Genomic DNA, 21,888 nt, shown 5'->3' with positions numbered 1-21,888 from the left:
CAAACTCTCCAATAAAGTGTTTGTCTAGCATCATAAATAAAAATTGACGTTTCACGTTGTTTGTTTCGTTCAGTTTTCAAAGAACTTGTCCGTCGCTCATTTGCGACTTTCTCATGTTAACATCTTTGTTTTTCGATGTCAACATTGTTTTTTACTTCTTTTTTCATTTCGCTTTCTGCTTTCGTGCAGCAGCGACGTTTATTAATATATCATCTGCTTTTTATAAAAACAAGCATTTTTTAAAAAAATATGAAGTTTTTTATGCTATCCATTCAATTCTTTTATAAACCTTTAGCTAACCATACAAGAAATACCTTACTTAAGAATTTTTTTAGAAAATTTTTACATGTTCTTAACCGTAATTCCCTGGCATTTGTTATATAGTAAAACAGTAAACCATCAAAACACTATTATGGAGGAATTCATTTATGGAAAGATTGACGAAGTTTTCATTGAAAAATAGGGCCGCCATTATCATCATGGTTTTTCTCATCTCTGTATTAGGTATTTATTCCGGCTCTAAATTACCGATGGAATTTTTACCAAGCCTGGATCAACCAACTATAACAATTACCACTTTATCTGAGGGGCTAGATGCTGAAGCAATGACGAAAGAAGTGACAGACCCTCTCGAAAAGCAATTCCGAAACCTTGCACATGTCGATACCATTACATCGTCAACAAGTGAAGGCTTATCAAAAATTGAAATTATGTATAAAGCAAAGACGAATATGAAAGATGCAGCGCGTGAAGTCGAAAAACTCACAAACGGAATCACACTTCCAAAAGACGTCATGAAACCTGTTATCAGCCAACTAAATACTTCTATGATCCCACTCGCACAAATTACAGTCCAAAAGAAAAATGGCTTCACAAAAGCTGACGAGAAACAAATTGAAAAAGAAATCGTCCCACAACTTGAAAGTATCGATGGCGTTTCTAATGTTATGTTTTATGGGAAATCAACATCTGAGTTATCTATTGTATTAGATCCCGCTAAAATGAAAGATAAAAACATCGCAACATCACAAATCGTATCCGCCCTGCAAGGAAAAGAAGCTTCTATACCAGCTGGGCAAATATCTATAAATAATGAAAATTACCTACTTCGCGTAATTGGAGAAATAAAAAGCGTTGATGATATACAGAATGTTACACTAACACCTGAACTAAAGTTACGCGACATCGCAAAAGTTGAATTAAAACAACATCATGATGCTATTTCTCACATTAACGGCGATGACGGCGCTGTACTAGTCGTTGCGAAAGAACCGAGCAAAAATGCCGTTACAATCGGAAAAGAAATCGAGAAAAAGGTTGATGATATAAATAAGAAATATAAAGAAACTTTCACTATAAAAACACTTATGTCTACACACGAACAAGTCCAAAATGCTGTTACAAGTATGGGGAAAGAAGTTGTGCTTGGCGCGATTGCCGCTACATTCATCATTTTAATTTTCTTGCGTAACATTCGTACTACTCTAATTTCGATTGTTAGTATCCCATTATCCATACTTCTTACACTCTTTTTACTTAATCAGTCTAATATCACTTTAAACATTTTAACTTTAGGTGGATTGGCAGTTGCTGTCGGACGTCTCGTCGATGATAGCATCGTTGTAATTGAAAACATCTTCCGTCGTTTACAAAAAGATTCTTTCTCGAAAGACTTAATTATTGACGCTACGAAAGAAGTAGCAATCGCAATTACGTCTTCTACCTTAACAACCGTCGCCGTATTTTTACCAATCGGTCTTGTATCAGGCGGAATCGGTGAATTTATGTTGCCTATGGTATTAGCAGTTGTTTATTCAATTCTTTCATCTCTATTAGTGGCTTTAACAGTTGTGCCACTCATGGCTTTTCTACTTTTAAGGAAAACAACACATACAGAGCAAAAAGAAACGAAACGTTATACAGCCATTTTAAAATGGTCGTTATCACATAAATTTATCATTTTATTTACCGCTTTTTTATTATTTGTCGGTTCAATTGCAGCTTACATTCTACTCCCAAAAGCGAACATTAAATCTGATGATAACACCATGCTTTCTATTAATATGACATTCCCTGCTAATTACGATTTAGAGAAAGGGAAGCAGCAGGCTTTTGAATTTGAGAAAAAATTACTTGCAGATCCAAATGTAAAAAACGTTATATTACAAATGGGTTCCGCTGCAGAAGATGCACAATGGGGACAAACGAGAAAAAACAATCTTGCAAGTATATTTATAGATTTTAAAAAGGGCATTGACCTTGAACCGTACATTAATAAACTAAAAAAAGAACAGAATCAATTTCAACCAGCGACATTTGATTATATAAAAGTAAGCTTTTCAAGTTTCGGCGGTGGAAACGCATTACAATTTAATATCACTGCAAACAATAATAAAGATTTAAAACAAGCTTCTGACCTTGTTACTACAAAATTAAAAAGCTTAAATAGTCTTTCAAAAGTAAAAACCAATACAGAGGAAGAGAAAAACGAATGGGTTGTTAACGTCGATCAAACAAAAGCAGAAAAGGCAGGCTTAAATTCCGAAGTCATCGGACAACAAGTTGCATTTTTAATGAAAAAATCACCAATTGGCCAAATCACACTAGACAACGAAAAGACAACTCTTATGTTAGAACACAAAAAAACAGAGACACCTAATAAAGATACGATTTTAAACTCAAACATCCTATCACCAATTACTGGCTTAATCGCATTAAAAGATGTTGCAACGATTTCTGAAAAACAAATACAAACTGAAATATTCCACAAAGATGGAAAAGAAACAATTCAAGTTACAGCAGAAGCAAAAGATGAAGATTTAAGCAAAGTAAGCGCAGAAGTAAATACAGCTATTGCAGATTTAAAATTGCCTGATGGGGCAAAAGTTAACATTGCCGGAGCAACAGAATCGATGCAAGAAAATTTCACTGATTTATTTAAGGTTATGGGAATCGCAATCGGTGTCGTTTACTTAATTATGGTTATTACTTTCGGGCAAGCACGCGCACCATTTGCAATTTTGTTCTCTCTGCCATTAGCAGCTGTTGGCGGAATTTTAGGTTTAATAATTTCACAAACACCTGTCGATTTAAACTCTCTGATCGGAGCTTTAATGCTAATCGGAATTGTTGTAACGAATGCCATTGTCTTAATAGAACGTGTACAACAAAATCGCGAAAAAGGAATGGCAACAAGAGAAGCACTATTAGAAGCTGGTTCTGTACGATTGCGCCCAATTATTATGACAGCTATTACAACCATCTTCGCAATGCTTCCTCTATTATTCGGTGATGCACAGGCCGGAAGTATGGTATCAAAAAGCTTAGCTGTTGTAGTCATTGGCGGTTTACTAGTTTCTACATTACTAACACTAGTTGTCGTACCCGTTATGTACGAATTGCTAGATAAAATCGGTAGTAAAAAGCATCGCAAAAACCGACACGAACCTTATACAGATGTTCCTAAATCTTAACGTTACAACAGCCGTATTCAGACTTCTGAATACGGCTGTTGTTTTTTCTCTCAAAATTGTGTAGAACTCGCTCACTCCTTTGGCAAGAGGCAGAAAAAAGGACCTGACCGCTTCTACGCACGGCCAGACCCTCTCACCCATCTAAAAGAAAGTTCTTTTATCTCTGCTTTTCAACTTGTATTTATATAGAAGCAATTAATTGTTATAAAAAATAATATGAGGGAATGCTGTATAGAACAATCTAACAGCATTCCCTTATATACAAATCGTAGCTATACAAAACAAAAAGTAATCCCCACTCGCTTTCTCCCTTTGGTTTAAACCTTGCACATGGCAGAAAAAGGACCTGACCGCTTCTATGCACGGCCAGATCCTCTCGCCCACCTAAAAAAAGGAGTTTTTTATTCACTTTGTTTATAAAAGCTATGCTGCTTTTACCTTACTACTTTTACGTGACTTTTTCGTACCAGTAAAACGCTTATGAAGTACAGACGCAGTAAAACGAGCAATAATATTAAATAGTAATACCATAATAATTAATACTGCTGCTGACTTTGTTGCAATTAGTTTTGCATCAGGGATAATTCCCTCAGAATTCAACTTCCAAATATGCACCGCTAATGTTTCTGCTGGTCGAAATGGATTTAATGGATGTGAAGGGCTTGAAAAATCCGCTGCTGAGTTTAAAATTGGTGACGTTAATCCAGCTGTATAAATGAGTGCCGCTGCTTCACCAAAAATACGTCCAGCTGCTAGAATTACACCTGTAATAATTTGCGGCAATGCAGATGGAAGCATACTTCTTACAATTGTTTGCCACTTCGTTGCACCTAACCCAAGACTTGCTTCTTTCACATTCGTTGGAATTTCTGTCATTGCATTTTCACAAACGCGCGTTAAACCTGGTAAATTTAAAATTGTTAAGGCTAAAGCTCCGCCCATGACAGTATATCCCCAACCCGCTGTTGTAACGAACACAAGCAATCCAAATAGACCAACTACAATAGAAGGTAAGGACGCCATTGTTTCAATGCATAAGCGAACAAAATTTAAAAAACGACCTTGTTTTGCATATTCCGCCAAGTAAATCCCTGCACCGAGACCTAAAGGAATTGAGATAATCAATGTAATAACAAGCATGTAAAAAGAGTTAAATAATTGAGGTCCAATTCCCCCTCCTGCTCTTGTATTACTCGGTTCTCCAAATAAAAAACTCGGATCCCAAAATCCCCAACCTTTTTGTAAAATTTCATATACAAGAAAAATAAGTAAAGTGACTATAAAGAAGGCAACTGCATATAAAATACCTGTCCATATCTTATTAACTGTTCTAGCATTCATCGTTATCTTTCACCTCTTTGGCCAATCGCTCGAATTATTACAATAAATAAGAACGAAATCAAAAGTAGTATCATCGCTAACGTCCATAGCGCATTATTCCAGGCTGTTCCATTTAACGTATTTGTCATATCCATTGTCAAAATACCCGTTAAAGTTGAAGTTGGACTATATATTCCTTCTGGTAATTTTATTGTATTTCCTATTACCATTTGTACCGCTAGCGCTTCCCCGAAAGCTCGAGCTACTCCAAGAACAATCCCTGTTAAAATACCTTTTTTTGCAGCCGGAACAATAACACGACTAATTGCTTGCCATTTCGTCGATCCTAAACCATAAGAGGCTTCTAAATAATCAAAAGGAACCGAACGAATTGCATCAGAAGCAATACTTGCAATCGTTGGCAAAATCATAATACTTAATACAATAACACCGGCAATTAAACTAAATCCTACACCACCAAATGAATCTCGTAAAATCGGAATTAAAATCGTAACACCTAGTAAACCATATACAACAGATGGAATCCCTACCAACAATTCTAAAACTGGTTTTAACACCCTGTTTCCAAACTTCGGAGAAATTAAATTCATAAACACTGCGAGTGCAATTGCAATGGGTGCACTAATAATTACTGCCCCAAGAGACACTAAAGTAGATCCAACGATGAAAATAACAGCTCCAAAGCTTCCATTCCCTTCATTCGGAGCCCATTTTGTTGATGTAAACACTTCTGAAATCGAAATATTACTTTGTGTAAATGATTGAATTCCTTTTGCACAAATGAATGCGATAATAGCTAATGTAATAGCAACAATTAATAAACCACAAATCGTTACAAGTGTTCTTCCAATATATTCACTTTTTACGTAGTTAATTTGTTTTTTCCCCTTCATCACAAGACCACAACCTCACTTCATATATTGAAATGAACAGGACTGGCTAAACAGCCAGCCCCGCTTTATATTATTTTATTGCTTTAATTTAGACATTGGGATGTAACCCATCTCTTCTACTTTCTTTTCAAAGTCTTTACCTTTTACATAATCAATGTAGCCTTTTGTTGCATCTTTTGCTTCGCCTTTTGTAATCATGTATTCATAAGACCAGAACGGATATTTACCAGCAGAAATATTTTCAGTTTTTGGTTCTACACCATCAATTTTTAATGTTTTTAATGAGCCTTTTTTGTCACCAGTCATGTAGGACATAGCTAAGTAGCTAACAGATCCTGGTGTAGAGTTAATCGCTTGCTCAACTGCACCATTTGAATCTTGTGTTGTACCTGTAGAATCGTTAATTTTTACGTCTTTCATAACTGTTTTTTCAAATGTAGCACGTGTACCAGAAGCTGCTGGACGATTAACGATATTGATTTTTTCATCTTTTCCGCCAACATCTTTCCAGTTTGTAACTTTACCAGAGAAAATATCTTGTACTTGTTTTAATGTTAAGTTATCAACTTTTACATCTTTATTTACCACTAATGCAAATGCGATACCTGCAACTTTGTTATCTACTAATTCTTTCGCTTTATCTGCTTCTTTTATTTTATCCGCAGCAGGAACATCAGAATTACCAACTTGTACAGCACCAGAAGCTACTTGGTTAATTCCAGTACCACTACCGCCGCCTTGAACTGTAATTGATACTTTTGAATTTTTGCCCATAAATTCTTTAGCTGCCTCATCTGCAAGTGGTTGAAGCGCTGTAGAACCAGCCGCTGTAATTGTACCCGATAATTCTTGCTTCGTTTCATTAGTACCTTTAGCAGTTTCCTTTGCGCCTTCTGATTTCCCACACCCTACTAAAGCACCAGCAACTACTAATGCTGCTAAAGAAAATTTCAAACCTTTTTTCATACCCATGTTTTGTACCCCCATTTTATTATCACTTTGCATTCCCACGTTTTTATGTGTATAACTCTTAATACAAATTCATTGTAGAACAATAATATTATGCCAGTGTTAAGCGTTTTTAAATTTTAAGTAAAGACAGTAAATTCTTAGAAAAGGCTGTATATATTCACTGTTTCTCTACAAAGGAAGTAAAAAATCTCAAGAAACCGCACACATTGTAAATTTAATTTTAATAATGTAAATTGAATGTAAATTTCGATATATAATTTTACGTTTATCCTGTTAAAACAACTAAAAACTCCGCGCACAACGGATTAACATTTACATATAAATCGCTGCCATGCAGAAAACAACATGACCTCTACTCGCTCTTTCCTTTTAGTTTCGTTTTAAACTTTACATATGGATGCTCTCGTCCCTCCCTAAAATTTTTATATCGTTTTTTACTTGGGGTGAAACTTCCATAAGGAGAGGCTTTACGGCCAGTTAATGCGGGATAAATTGGAACAATTAAATAAATAATTGAATATTTCTAAATTAACAATTGACAACATCATTCACTATCATCTAGTATGATAGTAACAAAAAGTTTCCTTAGGGAAACTTTTTAAACTCGCACTAAAAAAATAGAGGTGAGGTAACTCTTATGACATCGGTTAAAACTCAACCACTTTCTACTTTTAAAACAGGTCAGCTCGTACAAATTGAAAAAATCAACTTAGAAGGAACGATGAAACGTCGCCTGCTAGATTTAGGATTCATTCCAGGTGCAACAATTAAAGTGTTACAAAAGAGCCCGCTTGGTGATCCCATTGCATATCAAGTAAGCAATACAACAATCGCGCTTCGAAGTGAAGAGAGTTCTCTCATATTAGGAAGCTTGACAGGAGATGATTCACAATGAAGAAACATCGCATTGCATTAGCTGGGAATCCAAACACAGGAAAAAGTACACTATTTAATACGTTAACCGGATTAAAACAGCATACTGGAAACTGGACAGGAAAAACGGTATTAAAAGCTGAAGGTGAATACGAGCATCACGGAAACCTCTATACTGTAATCGATTTGCCAGGAACATATTCCTTATACTCAAATTCTGCTGATGAAGAAGTAGCACGTGACTATATTATTTTTGAAAAACCAGACGTAACAGTTGTTGTTGTTGATGCCACTGCAATGGAAAGAAATTTGAATTTAGCCTTGCAAGTAATGGAAATGACAAAAGAAGTAATTATATGTGTGAATTTAATTGATGAGGCTGAAAAAAAGGGCATTCTAATCGATGAGAAAAAATTAGCGAAATCGCTTGGAGTTCCCGTTGTAAAAATTTCTGCCCGCAATAAATTCGGAATTGATCAGTTGCTAAACAAAATTGAAAAAGTAGCGAATAGAAAATTAATTCCTACACCTTTCCAAATTACTTATAACGAGAAAATAGAAAAGATGATTCAGGAGCTCGAGCCGCAAATATATAAAATGTTCGGAGACACTTATCCTACTCGCTGGATCGCACTTCGCATGTTAGATGGGGACAAAAATTTCTTAGAATCTCTTCAAAAGCATCATGAAGAACCACTTGTAAGGGAGGTCGTAATGAATGGAATCTCATTCAACCAGTAAAGCTCTTCCATTAGACTATATCGTTCAGCATGCGCGAACGCTTGTAAAAGAGGATATTCGTGATGAAATTGTCGGTGATATTTACCGTGCCTCAGCTACTATTTGTAAAGATTCAGTTCAATATACAGATAAAAATAAATTATATCGTTCAGAGAAGCTTGATAAAATCTTCACTTCTCCTATATTCGGCTTCCCTATTATGCTTGCCATTTTATCTATTGTTTTCTATCTTACAATTGCAGGGGCTAACATCCCTTCTGATATGATTGCTGAATTTTTCGGATGGGCAGAGGGGCATTTAACAACGTGGTTCCAAGCAATAAATGCTCCAAAGTGGCTACATGGCATTCTCATTCTCGGTTTATTCCGCGGAATAGGGGCTGTTATTAGTGTTATGTTGCCGCCAATGGCTATTTTCTTCCCAATGTTTGCTTTATTAGAAAACTATGGGTACTTGCCACGTGTTGCTTTTAACATGGATCGCCTCTTTAAACGCGCTGGAGCACATGGAAAACAATCATTAACGATGGCGATGGGGTTTGGATGTAATGCAGCTGCCATTATGTCAACGCGTATTATCGAATCACCACGTGAACGTATGCTAGCAATCTTAACAAATAACTTTGTTCCTTGTAATGGAAGATGGCCAACACTTATTCTATTAGCATCTTTATTTATGGCTGCTGGATATACAGGGGGAATGCAAACATTTGTAACATCTGGGGTTGTAGTCGGTATGGTTGTAATTGGTATTATCATGACTTTAACTGTATCATGGGTACTCTCAAAAACAGCTTTAAAAGGTGTCCCAACCCACTACACGCTAGAATTACCACCTTATCGAAAGCCTAAAATTTTGGATACGATCGTACGTGCAACACTTGATAAATCAGTATACGTTCTAAAGCGTGCCATTATCGTCGCAGCACCTGCAGCGGCATTAACGTGGATATTAGCAAATGTATTTATTGGAGACACAAGTCTTCTTATGTATGTCGTGAATTTTTTAGATCCGTTTGCAAAATTACTCGGGCTTGACGGATATATTTTAGCAGCCTTTATTCTCGGCTTACCAGCAAACGAAATTGTTGTTCCAATTTTATTAATGGCTTATTTATCAACAGGTTCATTAACTGAGTTAGATGATTTAACACAAATTAAACAGTTGTTTCTCGATCACGGCTGGACTTGGCTAACTGCATTAAATATGATGCTGTTTTCTCTTCTTCATTTCCCGTGTGGAACAACGTTAGTGAATATATATAAAGAAACAAAAAGTGCAAAATGGACTTTTCTTTCCTTCGCAATTCCAACTGTAATTGCCATTGTTGTTACATTCCTGTCCGCGCAATTAGTAAACTGGTTAGGACTCGTATAGTACCGATTGAAAATCCCGTCCATATATATAGAACAAAAAGAAGATAACCAACAGAGAAATAGATGGTTATCTTCTTTTTTATATTGAAACGGACTTTTTCAGTTCCTTCCATTACTTGCAAGATATTTAAAAAAGTTATCTTTTACCAACAGGATAACTTGAGCGAAACATAATGTTATTCTAGGCCTTTCATGAAATCCAAAACTGACGAAACAAATATGCTTACGCCAATTGGCAAAGCATCCTCATCAATTGTAAATCGCGGATGATGATGGGGATATATAATCCCTTTCTCTTCATTTCCAGCCCCTATAAAGAAAAATGTACCTGGAGCTTTTTGTAAAAATGCTGAAAAATCTTCGCCAGCCATTGTTGGTTGTAAACGAATAACACATTCTTTTCCTAAAAGTTGCAATGCCGTACTTTCTACATGTCTTGTTACAGCTTCTTCATTTACAACTGGGCGATATCCATATTCGTATGTAAATGTATAAGATGCACCGTATGCCTCCGTAATACTTTTTACAATTTTCTCAATGCGCTCTGCTGTTTGTTTTCGAAGCTCATTTCGTAAACTTCTCACCGTCCCACCAATTGTCGCACTATCAGGAATTACATTATGAGCTGTCCCTGCATGGAACTGCGTTACCGATAACACCAATGAATCTAACGGATTCGTGAGCCTTGAGACAATTTGTTGTAATTGCGAAACAACTTGTGTACCAATTGCAATACTATCAATGGTTTCATGCGGAATACCAGCATGTCCACCTTTCCCAATAATCGTAATCGAAAATGCATCTGGAGCAGCCATTGCCGGACCATATATAACGCCGACTTTCCCAACTTCAAGCGGTGACCAAAGATGTGCGCCAATAATACAATCAACGCCTTCCATAACACCCGCATCAACCATTTCCTGTGCACCGCCTGGAAAGTTTTCCTCAGCGTGTTGAAATAAAAAGCGAATTTCCCCTTCAATTTGATCATATTTTTCCGAAAGTGTATATGCCGTTCCCAGTAACATCGCCATATGTCCATCATGTCCGCATGCATGCATAACTCCTTTATTACGGGAAACAAACTCAAACTTGTTTTCCTCTTCAATAGGTAGTGCATCCATATCGGCACGAAGCGCAATTGTTCGTCCAGGTCGCTTCCCAATTAATCGTGCCATTACACTATAACGCGCCGGACGTGAAACTTCTAAATGAGGAAATGTTTGCAGTATATCATAAACCATTTGAGATGTTTTTTCTTCAGAATAAGAAATCTCTGGGTACATATGAAAGTGTCTTCTCCATTGAATAAGCTGTTCTTTTGAAATAGATGTCTTTTGGATCAAGTCCATATACAATCATCCTTTCTTCATTGCATTAACTGTTATTATAACTTGTACACCTGAAAACAAAAACTATTCTGATAATTAAAGTTATTATATGTTCATTTTAAGGCTATCATGTCTAGCTCTGCCTCTTAGACATGATAGCCTGTTCTTTATGATGCTCTTGTCTCCACTTAAAATGAAAAGTTTTTTAACTTGTATATAATCTCTAACTCTTGATCAATAGCGATATACTCAAATATTCGCCTTATCTATAAGCTGTAAAAAGAAATAAGCGGGTGCGACACAAAGCCCTAATACACTACTCGTTCCCATAATAAGAGAAAATAAGATACAAGAATATTTTACTGCATTTGTTTTTTTCCACCCATAACTCCAAATTTCAATGCTTAAGCCAATTAGTATAATTGCAACAAGCACTTCCCCAAGTAACAAAAGAGCTAAAGTTGAGATTGACATGTATTGACACTTCCTTGTTTATATAATAGTAATATTTTACCATACAAAGAGGTGAATCTTAAGGAATATTATGGATTTCTGTAACTACTTAGTCACTCTATGAAAAATAAGCAGAAAAGCACTTTTTTAATGTTCCAGGAGGGACTAGCTATGTATACTGCTACGTGCAAAGATTTAAAACAAAGAAAGGCAGCAAGCTATATGCTGAAAAATGAAAATAACTTTCTATAGGTAAGCATATTTTCACTGAAATAATACCTCTTACCAAACTTCTAAATGAAATGTATCGCTGAGTAGTTACGAATTTCTTATACAATGAAGGCTCATTTTAACATACGTTTCTTTGTGTATTTACCAGAACAATTTGCTTATAAAAAAACCTGCTAAGACAATGTCCCAACAGGTTTTTAAATATATTACATAGAGAAGAAAATCCAAACTGTACCAACAACCGTTACTGCCGCAATGAAAAAGTGGAATACGATTGTCATTGTTTGTATTAGTCCCTCTCCTTCCGTCATGTGCATAAACATAACTAATTGCAATGCTGCTTGTGCCACTGCCATTACAAGAATGCTTGTTAAGATTGTTGAAAGTGGCAAGCTTGTCTCTAACGTTACGTATAAAGCAAGGAACGTTAATGCAAGCGATAAAATAAATCCAAAAACGTGTGACCATGGAAATCCGCTATGAGCATTTGTATTGTTTTGTCCCATTATTACGCCACCATCCCGTTCAAGTAAACTAGTGTGTAAATGAAGATCCAAACAACATCAAGGAAATGCCAGTATAAGCTGATAATAAATACTTTACGAGCTGTAACTGGTGTCAGTCCTCGTTTTAAAATTTGGATAATAACACAAGTTGCCCAAATGATACCACCTGTTACGTGGGCACCGTGCGTTCCAAGAAGAACGAAGAATCCAGATAAGAATCCGCTTGTTTGTAGTGTAGCACCTTGGCCCACATACATCATAAACTCTTCAATCTCCATGTAAAGGAAGCCAGCACCTAATAGTAACGTAATGATAAACCATAGAAGCATACCATTTTTGTTTTCTTTACGCATTTCATGAATTGCAATCCCGCATGTAAAACTACTTGTTAAAAGTAAAAGTGTTTCAATCATAACAGGTTTTATTTCGAAAATCTGTGCTGGTGTTGGACCGTCCGCCGTACGACCAGCTAATACTAGGTAAGAGGCGAAAAGCGTTGCAAACAGCACGATTTCAGCCCCAAGGAAAACCCAAAACCCTAAAATATTCAATCTGCTTTGTTCGGATTGATATTCTAGAGGTAAGCTTTTATCTAAAGCCGCCATTTCGTTTCACCTCTCATGCAACATGTTCTGTCTTTTTAATTTCATCTACGCTAACGTAGTATCCGTCGTCGTAATCAAACGAGCGCCAGATCATACAACCTAACATACCAATACCACCGACAATTGCTAACCCGAACCAGCTAAATACTAACGCAAAACCTGCAAGACCGATAAAGCAAGACATAATAATTGGAACACCTGAATTGCTTGGCATATGAATTGGTTTTAATTCTTCAGGTTTTGGTATAATAGACTCACCATTTTTCTTCATTTCCCAGAATACATCGCTAGACTTAATTTCTGGTAATTTTGCGAAGTTGTAATGTTGTACAGGAGATTGTGTCGCCCATTCAAGTGTACGAGCATCCCAAGGATCTCCAGTTACATCGCGCTCACCATGACGAATGCTATAAATTACGTTGTAGCATAATATAGCGAAGCCGACTGCCATCATTACTGCACCGACAGATGCGATTAAGTTTAATCCGCCCCATCCAAGGTTTGCAGAGTAAGTGTACATACGACGAGTCATACCGTCTAAACCTAGGAAATACATTGGGAAGAAACAGATGTTAAATCCGATCATAAAGATCCAGAATGTCCATTTACCAAGACGTTCATTTAGCATATGACCAGTCATCTTTGGATACCAGAATGTAAATCCAGCAAGCATCGCGAATACTGTACCCGCGATTAATACGTAGTGGAAGTGAGCGATTAGGAAGTAGCTGTTATGGTATTGATAATCAGCTGCTGCCATCGCAAGCATAACCCCCGTAACCCCACCAATTACGAAGTTTGGAATAAACGCCAATGACCAAAGCATTGGAACTGTAAAACGAATACGTCCTTTATAAAGCGTAAACAACCAGTTAAAGATCTTAACACCAGTTGGAATCGAAATCGCCATTGTCGAAATCGAGAAGAATGAGTTAACTGCTGGACCTGCACCCATTGTAAAGAAGTGATGCAGCCATACAAGACCACTTAAAGTTGCGATTGCAACCATTGAGTAAACCATTGCTGTATATCCAAATAATCGTTTACGTGAGAACGTACTTACGATTTCAGAGAAAATACCGAATGCCGGTAAAATAACGATATATACTTCAGGGTGACCCCATACCCAGAACAAGTTCGCCCAAAGCATTGGCATACCGCCGCTCGCCATCGTAAAGAAGTGAGCATCGAATAAACGGTCAAATGACATTAATGCAAGAGCAACTGTTAATACTGGGAATGCAAAGATGATGATAAGACACGTAATTAAAATAGACCAAGTAAACATTGGCATTTGCATTAATTTCATGCCTGGTGCACGCATTTTCAAGATTGTTACAAGGAAGTTAATCCCTGTCATCAGCGTCCCGAGACCTGAAATCTGCACTGCAATTGCATAGTAGTTATTTCCTACCCCAGGGCTAAATTCTGTACCAGCCATTGGGAAGTATGATGTCCACCCAGCGTCTGGAGAACCACCGATAACGAAGGCGATGTTAAATAACATAGCACCTACGAAGAATAACCAAAAACTTAATGCATTTAAGAAAGGATATGCAACGTCACGTGCTCCAATTTGAAGAGGAACAACAACGTTCATAAGTCCCATAACAAACGGCATTGCCATGAAGAGAATCATAACTGTACCGTGTGTTGTAAAGATTCCGTTATAGTGTTCAGCGTTTAAATATGTTGTGTCAGGGAACGTCAACTGAGCACGAATCATTAATCCGTCCATACCGCCGCGGAACATCATAACAATTGCTGAAATGATATACATCAAACCAATTTTCTTATGGTCAACAGAAGTTAACCACTCATCCCAAAGCCATCTCCACTTTTTGTACTTTGTCAGCACAAAAATGATTCCTAACGTCACAAGAACAATAGATGCATCCGCTCCGTAGATAATCGGATCGCCTGTGACAAAAAATTCATCAAGCTTCACTATATTCACTCCAATCTGTTGGAATATTCGTTATTACTTTTTGTTTTTGTAGTAGTTGTAATCACAGTATTCAAGTGATTTTGGATCTACATATTTTAAATGTGTATTAGAGAATGTCATACGCCCTACTACACCCGGTTGAATGATTTCTTTATATTTGTTTTCTGATAATGTAGGAGCACCTTTTGCTTCTTTTACCCACTTGTTATATTCTTCTTTTGTTTTCGCTTCAAGTTCAAATTCCATGTGAGTAAATCCTTCACCAGAGAAGTTTGCACTACGTCCAGTGTAAGAGCCTGGCTTATCAGCTTGTAAATATAAATCCATAATCATGCCATCCATTGTATACTTCATTCCACCAAGTTCTGGAACCCAGAAAGCATTCATTGGACCAACAGAAGTTAACTTAAATTGAATTGGTACACCTGCTGGTACATTTAAATAGTTAACGGTTTCAATTCCTTCCTCAGGATAACTGAATAACCATTTCCAGTTAGCAGATGTAACGTAAATTTCAACAGGCTTAATATCTTTCGTTTGCTCTGGTGGTTTTTCCGATGCATATGTTGCTTTCACTGTGGGAATTGCTAACGCAACCACGATGATAATAGGGAAAATAGTCCAAATAACTTCTAAAAGAGTATTACCGTGTATATCAGGTGGCTCATAATCCATGTTTTCTGGTTTTTCACGGTAACGAATTAAAATGATTGTAAATAGGACGAATACAACTACAATTATTACGGACATCAGAATGAGCGACCAAATAATTAAGTCATACTGCGATTTTGCAACAGGCCCTTGTGGATTTAATACAGCGATTTTTTCGCATCCACCGAGGAACAAGAGTAATGATAGTGGAAGAAGAGAAGCCAACTTCCAAAATTTTTTTTTCAGTTGCACGATTGAAAATCTCCTTTCTCCTTGGATTGAAACTATGCCAATAAAACAATATAAACCTATTAATTTATAGATAGCAATAGTTTTTGAGATATTGTTAAAAAATAGACACAAATACACGGTTTTCACACTCAAAACCATTTGTAACTTGAATATATTGTAAACCATTTTTAGAAGCATATTTTGTTTTTTGGAATTTTAAGATAAATAAAGTTATACCAGGATATCCAATAAATAGAAAAAAGCTATCTCATGATAAGATAGCTGAATATTTCGTATATTTAGTTTATTTTCAAGAGACGTTTTTTTGCTTGTCAAATGTGACAACTTTTTTATATTTTAATTTATAAAAAATGTAACAAATAATCATGAATGGTATGCCGCAATATAAAGCAATTCGTTGCTCTGGAATAAATGCTAAGCTTATAAATGTAATAAAGTTTAAAGAGAACGCTGCAATAGGAACAAGTGGATAAAGCGGTGCACGATATTTTAAATCTCGTATATCCCCGCCGTTCTTAATAAATTCTCTTCTAAAGAAAAATTGAGATGCAGCAATCGACATCCAAACAACGACAGCTGCCATAGCCGCAATAGATGTTAATACTAAAAAGACGGTATCAGCGGCAAATACACTTGTTAAAAGAGAAAGGCCAGCAAAGATTAAGCTGAAAATTAAGGCATTGATCGGTACCCCTTTTTTCGTTAATTTTGTAAAGCGCTGACTTCCCATCCCTTGTTTTGCCATCGCCCACAGCATACGGGAGTTTGCATACAAACCAGAGTTTGCTACGGATAATACAGCTGTAATAATAACAAAGTTCATAATGTCTGCTGCATACGGGATTCCAACTGTGTCAAAAACGAGTACGAATGGGCTTTCCACAAGATTCGCTTCTTTCCACGGTAGTAGCCCTACAACCACTGAAATGGCAAGAACAAAAAAGAAAAGTGTTCGCCAAATTGTACTTTTTATAGCACGCGGTATTGTTATTTCCGGCTGCTTACTTTCACCCGAAGCAATACCAATTAATTCTGTTCCTTGGAACGCATAGTTAACGGTAATCATTGTAAGAAGAACAGCTAGCAACCCGTTTGGAAATAACCCGCCATTTTCTGTGAAGTTATGGAACATTGGTGCCGGCTTACCACTAAAGTCTAATACACCAAACATAACAGCGCCGCCGAGTAAAATAAAAAGAATAATTGTTATTACTTTAACACTTGCAAACCAAAATTCAGCTTCCGCATATGCACGCGCGGAGGAAGCGTTTACAATAAAGAGTATGGCAGCAAATAAAACACACCATATCCAAGATGAAACATCTGGAAACCAGCGCTTCATTAAAATGCTGACAGTCGTTAATTCAACTCCGACGGTTACAGCCCAGTTTAGCCAATACATCCAACCCACCACAAATCCAAAACCAGGTGAAATATATTTGCTAGCATAACTTTGAAAAGAACCTGATTCAGGCATTGCTACCGTCAGCTCCCCGAGACAAAGCATCGTTAAATACATAACAAATCCGCCAACTAAATAGGCAAGAATGGCTCCTCCTGGTCCAGCATTGTGAACAGTTTGTCCAGATCCCATAAATAATCCAGTTCCGATAACTCCCCCAAGAGCAATCATGAAGAGGTGTCTGCTTTGCATCGTACGTTTTAGCTCATTTTGCTGCTTCTCTTCTTGTATCATATACCCCTCACCTCATATTTTTATAATGTTTAGAAAGCATCAGTGAACCGCCAATTCAATTTTTCCTCATCAAATAAACTTAACCAAGTTAAACATGTTTTTATTTTAACAAAATATTCTAAAATTGTATATTTATTTTTCTTTCTATTTAAAAAAGTAAGAATTTTTAGATCTGAATGTTGGAATAACAATCTATAGAATCGTTCTAGTAAACTAGTACAAACAAAGGTACAATGAAGAGAGTATCCTTTTCAAAATGTAGGAAAATAATTATGTAATGGAGTTAGAAATATGTTTAGAAGCATCAAATACATATGTATTTTAAGTATTTGCGTTATTGTTTGCGTGGCATGCAATAAAGAAGTTATGGGCGTAATTGAAACAGGAAAAAATAAAATCTTTCAAAAAACGCAAGAACTACGTGTAGACTTTTCATTCAAAATGAAAGAGCAAGCGATGATTGAAAATGTTCCATTTATTAAACAGCTTCCTGAATTAGAGCGCGGCTGTGAAGTGACTAGTTTAGCAATGTTGTTGCAATATAAAGGAATTAAAGTGGACAAAATGACGCTTGCGAGTGAAATTACTCGTGTCCCATTTGAATCAAACGGTGTGAAGGGAAATCCACACGAAGGATTTGTTGGAAATATTTACACAAAGTCTGAACGAGGCTACGGTGTATACCATCAACCAATTTATAAATTAGCACAAAAATATGTTCCTGATAAAACGATTGATTTATCAGGGAGAGAAATCAAAGATATATATAAAGTACTTAGCGCTGGTTCGCCAGTATGGATTATTGCTAATACAACTTTTCAGCCGCTAGCTGCGGATAGCTTTGAAAGTTGGAATACAAATGCTGGAGAATTAAAGATTACATATTTTGAACATAGTGTAGTTATTACTGGTTATGATCAAAACTTTGTATATGTAAATGATCCGCTAGCAAGTAAACCGCGTAAAAGTATTTCGCGCTCTCAATTTGAAAAAGCATGGGAGCAAATGGGAAAACAAGCTATTACTATTTTGTAATGATGGAAAGAAAGCTATCGATTTTGATAGCTTTCATACTGTTGAAAAACAAATCCGTCAAGTGAATCTTTAACAATCTTGTTGTAAGTTCAACTGATTTTTCGGGTTAAAACATGGTGTTTTATTCAGAAATAAGTAATTTTTAACCATAAAAAGCCCAAATATAGAGAAGTAAAGTTTATAGAAAAAGTCGTTTATTTATTGACAAACGACTTTTTCAACAAAGTGAAAGCTATCGATTTTGATAGCTTTTTGTTTTTTATTGGACAATATATATAAGATCAAAAACCTTTCTTTTTTTGGGGAGAGCGAGATAAACTGGCCATGCGTAGATGCGGTCAGGGCCCTTTTCTGCTACTTGCCATGTTTTAAAACAAAAGGAGTAAGCGAGTGCTAGGCATGGGATATTTTTCGTAGCAACGATTTGGATGTTGAAACATGAAAATGAATTTATATATATAGACGTCCCTCTTTCTTTTCGGGATGTCAAGAGCGTCTGACCATGTGTAGATGTAGGGTGAGAATAAAGTTTGAATAGAACTTTCCCTTCAATCATTATTTAACAACAAATATAAAAACTCCATTTTGAAAAAAAGATTGATCAAAATGGAGTTTTTCTTTTTAGTTAAGGATGAAATTTTTATAAAGTTAGTTCTTACCGATTAATATTTCTAAATCAACAGTGATTTGAGCTGAACTCCCTTCCAAGAATGATTTAACTTGTTTTTTTGTGGTCGCCCATAATAAAGGAGTCATTTGAACTAACGATTGCATTGATAGATTATCAAGTGTCACGGTATAACATAATCTTGAACTATCTATCAATTGGAAGTTCTCATTAAATCGTTCAACAGTATCAACATTAGAATAAGATTGTTTTTCAGATCCATCGAATATAATTTCTCTTAATTCTTTTAAGTATTCACTTCCAGGAACGACTTTAATTACTAAACCATCAGCTTTTAACAATCTATTAAATTCTGCATAATTGGAAGGTGATAAGATATTCAGAATAATATCAAATTGCTTATCTTGAAATGGTGTATTTGCTAGGTCGGCAACAGTCCAAATCTTATTAGTGTAGTTCTTAGCGGCTACCAAAACACCTTCTTTAGAAAGATCAATCCCTACTCCTGTAACTATTTTTTTATAAGCAGAACTAGCGATTTCACAAATGCTAGTTAGGTGAGAACCTTCGCCACATCCCATATCAATTACAGATATTGATTCTTTTTTAACAGCGACATGCTTATTTATGCTTTCAACAATTACCTGACTTAATAGTGCAAAAAAACCATCCTCTGCAATAATTTTTCTTCGCGCTTCAAAAAGTTCCTTAGTGTATTTAGTTTTTACTAGTTGAGTTGTCAAGTTGATATATCCTTGTTTAGTAAAATCAAATGTATGGTTATTTGAGCAGATTAAACTCTTTAACTCAAAAACCTTCATTGTTGAGTCGCAAATAGGACACTTGAAAATATGTTCAAATTTACTTAAATATTCTGCGCTCTGCATTCTTTTGTTCATTTTATACAAAGAAGCCACCTCATTCATTTTTAGATAAATGAAAAAGGCATAGACAAATAAACCCTCATCATATTTTCAAAAAAATATGAGTCGGATTTTAAAGTAGTCTATACCTATCACTATCTATATCGAATGAATTGAATGATCATGAGATTAACTCCTTTGTAGATGTATAGGTTTTAACCCATAAAGACACTAACACGATTAAATTTTTATTGCAACTAAATACTTTTAAACGTGATAGTAGAATAAAAAGAGATACAACCGTATGACTTTATTTCAAATCTACGGAAGCGCTCAGGGCCCTTTTCTGCCACTTTTTATGTTTTTAAAACACAAGGAGTGAGCGAGTGCTGGGCATTGTGTTTTTTTCGTAACAGTGACTTAGATATCAAAATACGAAAACCAATTTTTATAGTACAGAAAACATTGTCTATTTTTGTAGCATAACAGATAGAAATGTTTTATAATTTTAAATAGTTGAATAAATTTGTAAGCGGATACAATATTTTTCTTACTAAATACAGGAGGTTTATTATGCAGCACACAAACAAAGCAGATAATTTAAACCGCGGATTAAAACAACGTCATATTACCCTTATGTCACTTGGGTCTGCTATTGGAGTTGGACTATTTTTAGGATCAGCTTCCGCTATTAAACTAGCAGGACCGTCCATTTTATTCGGTTATATCATTGCTGGCCTTGCGATCTTTTTCATTATGCGGGCGCTTGGAGAAATGGCAATTGAACAACCTGTTGCTGGTTCATTCAGTAAATATGCACATGACTATTTAGGCCCACTAGCAGGTTATATCACTGGTTGGAACTATTGGTTCTTATGGGTTGTAACTTGTATGGCTGAAATTACAGCGGCAGGAATTTATATGGAATATTGGTTCCCAGGAACACCGCGGTGGGTTTGGGCGTTAATTGCTCTTGTATTAATGAGCGCATTAAACTTTTTATCGGTTAAAGTGTATGGAGAACTTGAGTTTTGGTTTGCTTTAATTAAAATTGTCACAATTATCTGTATGATAATAATTGGCGCTGGCATTATTTTATTCGGTTTTGGAAACGGCGGCGTAGCGACTGGAATTTCAAACCTTTGGTCACACGGCGGTTGGTTCCCAAATGGTTTTTCTGGCCTGCTTCTATCATTACAAATGGTACTATTTGCTTACTTAGGAGTAGAACTAATTGGTGTAACAGCCGGTGAAGCAGAAAATCCGAAAAAAACATTGTCTAAAGCGATTGATAACGTTTTTTGGCGCATTTTAATCTTCTATGTAGGTGCCTTATTCGTTATGATGGCAATCTATCCATGGAATGAAATTGGTGACAAAGGAAGTCCATTTGTACTAACGTTTGAACAAATCGGTATTGCGAAAGCAGCAGGAATTATTAACTTTGTTGTCTTAACAGCTGCTCTTTCTTCTTGTAATGGTGGTCTCTTTAGTACAGGCCGTATGCTATTTACATTAGCGCAGCAAAAACAAGCACCAGAAAAATTTGGGCAGTTAAATAAAAATGGAATCCCAAGTAAAGGAATTTTAGCAACAGCTTTCGTATTGTTAATAGGCGTTGTATTAAACTACGTTGTTCCTGCAAAAGTATTTACATGGTTAACGAGTATTTCCACGTTCGGAGCAATTTGGACTTGGGGTGTCATTGTAGTTGCGCAGCTTCGTTTCCGCAAAGGATTATCACAGGAAGCGCAAAATAAATTAACTTATAAAATGCCATTGTATCCACTTAGCTCCTATGTGACGCTCGCTTTCCTTGCTTTAGTATTAGGCATTATGGCATATTCTACTGATACACGCATCGCATTAATTGTTGGACCAATTTGGCTCATCGCTTTAGTAGTTGTTTATTATGCAAAAGGATTTCATACAACAGATAAATCATCGAAATCATCTTCGCAAATTGGATAATGTTGATCCCTTCCTCATCTGAGGGAGGGATTTTTTTCCATTATTTCT

Annotated in this window: 17 protein-coding genes; 6 read left to right on the top strand and 11 right to left on the bottom strand. The window is 36.1% G+C overall.

Annotated elements, in window-relative coordinates:
- Positions 1-428: 428 nt before the first annotated feature.
- Positions 429-3,473, top strand: coding sequence for an efflux RND transporter permease subunit (locus BR72_RS12470; RefSeq protein ID WP_035433439.1), 3,045 nt, complete (start codon positions 429-431; stop codon positions 3,471-3,473).
- A 423-nt stretch (positions 3,474-3,896) separates the two neighbouring features.
- On the opposite strand, the gene pstA is transcribed toward BR72_RS12470, so the two are convergent.
- The 3 genes from pstA to BR72_RS12455 form a co-directional block, all read right to left on the bottom strand.
- Positions 3,897-4,814 (bottom strand): phosphate ABC transporter permease PstA, encoded by a 918-nt coding sequence (gene pstA / locus BR72_RS12465; RefSeq protein WP_035433438.1) that lies wholly within the window; start codon positions 4,812-4,814, stop codon positions 3,897-3,899.
- A 2-nt stretch (positions 4,815-4,816) separates the two neighbouring features.
- On the bottom strand, positions 4,817-5,707 hold the full coding sequence (gene pstC, locus BR72_RS12460; protein WP_035433437.1) for a phosphate ABC transporter permease subunit PstC: 891 nt from the start codon (positions 5,705-5,707) through the stop codon (positions 4,817-4,819).
- A gap of 75 nt (positions 5,708-5,782) precedes the next feature.
- Complete coding sequence (locus tag BR72_RS12455) at positions 5,783-6,679, bottom strand: phosphate ABC transporter substrate-binding protein PstS family protein (RefSeq protein ID WP_035433436.1); 897 nt, start codon at positions 6,677-6,679, stop codon at positions 5,783-5,785.
- Positions 6,680-7,316: 637 nt separating this feature from the next.
- On the opposite strand from BR72_RS12455, the gene BR72_RS12450 reads away from it, so the two are divergent.
- Genes BR72_RS12450 through BR72_RS12440 form a run of 3 tightly spaced genes read left to right on the top strand, consistent with a single transcriptional unit; the run spans position 7,317 to position 9,671 of the window.
- Positions 7,317-7,574 (top strand): FeoA family protein, encoded by a 258-nt coding sequence (locus BR72_RS12450; protein WP_035433435.1) that lies wholly within the window; start codon positions 7,317-7,319, stop codon positions 7,572-7,574.
- Positions 7,571-8,293 carry a FeoB small GTPase domain-containing protein gene (locus tag BR72_RS12445; RefSeq protein WP_035433434.1) on the top strand — a complete coding sequence of 241 codons (723 nt, stop codon included), beginning with the start codon at positions 7,571-7,573 and terminating at the stop codon, positions 8,291-8,293. Before BR72_RS12450 ends, BR72_RS12445 begins: the two co-directional genes overlap by 4 nt.
- On the top strand, positions 8,271-9,671 hold the full coding sequence (locus BR72_RS12440) for a nucleoside recognition domain-containing protein (protein ID WP_035433433.1): 1,401 nt from the start codon (positions 8,271-8,273) through the stop codon (positions 9,669-9,671). The genes BR72_RS12445 and BR72_RS12440 overlap by 23 nt, the downstream gene beginning before the upstream one ends.
- 175 nt (positions 9,672-9,846) lie before the next feature.
- On the opposite strand, the gene BR72_RS12435 is transcribed toward BR72_RS12440, so the two are convergent.
- From BR72_RS12435 to BR72_RS12405, 7 genes are all read right to left on the bottom strand, one after another.
- The gene (locus BR72_RS12435) at positions 9,847-11,022 is read right to left on the bottom strand and encodes a M20 family metallopeptidase (protein ID WP_035433432.1); all 1,176 of its coding nucleotides are present in this window, start codon (positions 11,020-11,022) and stop codon (positions 9,847-9,849) included.
- A gap of 228 nt (positions 11,023-11,250) precedes the next feature.
- Positions 11,251-11,475: a DUF4022 family protein gene (locus BR72_RS12430; RefSeq protein WP_035433431.1), complete on the bottom strand. Its 225-nt coding sequence runs from the start codon at positions 11,473-11,475 to the stop codon at positions 11,251-11,253.
- A gap of 416 nt (positions 11,476-11,891) precedes the next feature.
- Entirely contained in the window at positions 11,892-12,191 is a 300-nt protein-coding gene (gene qoxD, locus BR72_RS12425; protein ID WP_035433429.1) for a cytochrome aa3 quinol oxidase subunit IV, read from the bottom strand.
- Positions 12,192-12,193: 2 nt separating this feature from the next.
- The gene (gene qoxC, locus BR72_RS12420; RefSeq protein WP_035433428.1) at positions 12,194-12,796 is read right to left on the bottom strand and encodes a cytochrome aa3 quinol oxidase subunit III; all 603 of its coding nucleotides are present in this window, start codon (positions 12,794-12,796) and stop codon (positions 12,194-12,196) included.
- Between the two features lie 13 nt (positions 12,797-12,809).
- On the bottom strand, positions 12,810-14,744 hold the full coding sequence (gene qoxB, locus BR72_RS12415) for a cytochrome aa3 quinol oxidase subunit I (protein ID WP_035433427.1): 1,935 nt from the start codon (positions 14,742-14,744) through the stop codon (positions 12,810-12,812).
- 33 nt (positions 14,745-14,777) lie between these two features.
- Positions 14,778-15,647, bottom strand: coding sequence for a cytochrome aa3 quinol oxidase subunit II (qoxA, locus tag BR72_RS12410; protein WP_035433426.1), 870 nt, complete (start codon positions 15,645-15,647; stop codon positions 14,778-14,780).
- A 289-nt stretch (positions 15,648-15,936) separates the two neighbouring features.
- Positions 15,937-17,343 carry an amino acid permease gene (locus tag BR72_RS12405; protein ID WP_035433425.1) on the bottom strand — a complete coding sequence of 469 codons (1,407 nt, stop codon included), beginning with the start codon at positions 17,341-17,343 and terminating at the stop codon, positions 15,937-15,939.
- A gap of 291 nt (positions 17,344-17,634) precedes the next feature.
- Between BR72_RS12405 and BR72_RS12400 the strand changes: the two genes are divergently transcribed.
- Positions 17,635-18,378, top strand: a complete 744-nt coding sequence (locus BR72_RS12400) for a C39 family peptidase (RefSeq protein ID WP_035433424.1) — start codon at positions 17,635-17,637, stop codon at positions 18,376-18,378.
- Between the two features lie 648 nt (positions 18,379-19,026).
- Here BR72_RS12400 and BR72_RS12395 read toward each other — a convergent pair.
- A complete protein-coding gene (locus BR72_RS12395) occupies positions 19,027-19,905 on the bottom strand; it encodes a putative RNA methyltransferase (RefSeq protein WP_035433444.1) in 879 nt (292 codons plus the stop codon).
- Between the two features lie 537 nt (positions 19,906-20,442).
- Between BR72_RS12395 and BR72_RS12390 the strand changes: the two genes are divergently transcribed.
- Complete coding sequence (locus tag BR72_RS12390) at positions 20,443-21,840, top strand: amino acid permease (protein ID WP_035433423.1); 1,398 nt, start codon at positions 20,443-20,445, stop codon at positions 21,838-21,840.
- The last annotated feature ends 48 nt before the right edge of the window (positions 21,841-21,888 follow it).

Origin of the sequence: Bacillus sp. UNC322MFChir4.1, assembly GCF_000746135.1 — a bacterium.
GTDB lineage: Bacteria > Bacillota > Bacilli > Bacillales > Bacillaceae_G > Bacillus_A.
Note: the sequence above shows the minus strand (reverse complement) of the source record. Positions and strands in the feature narration are given on the sequence as shown.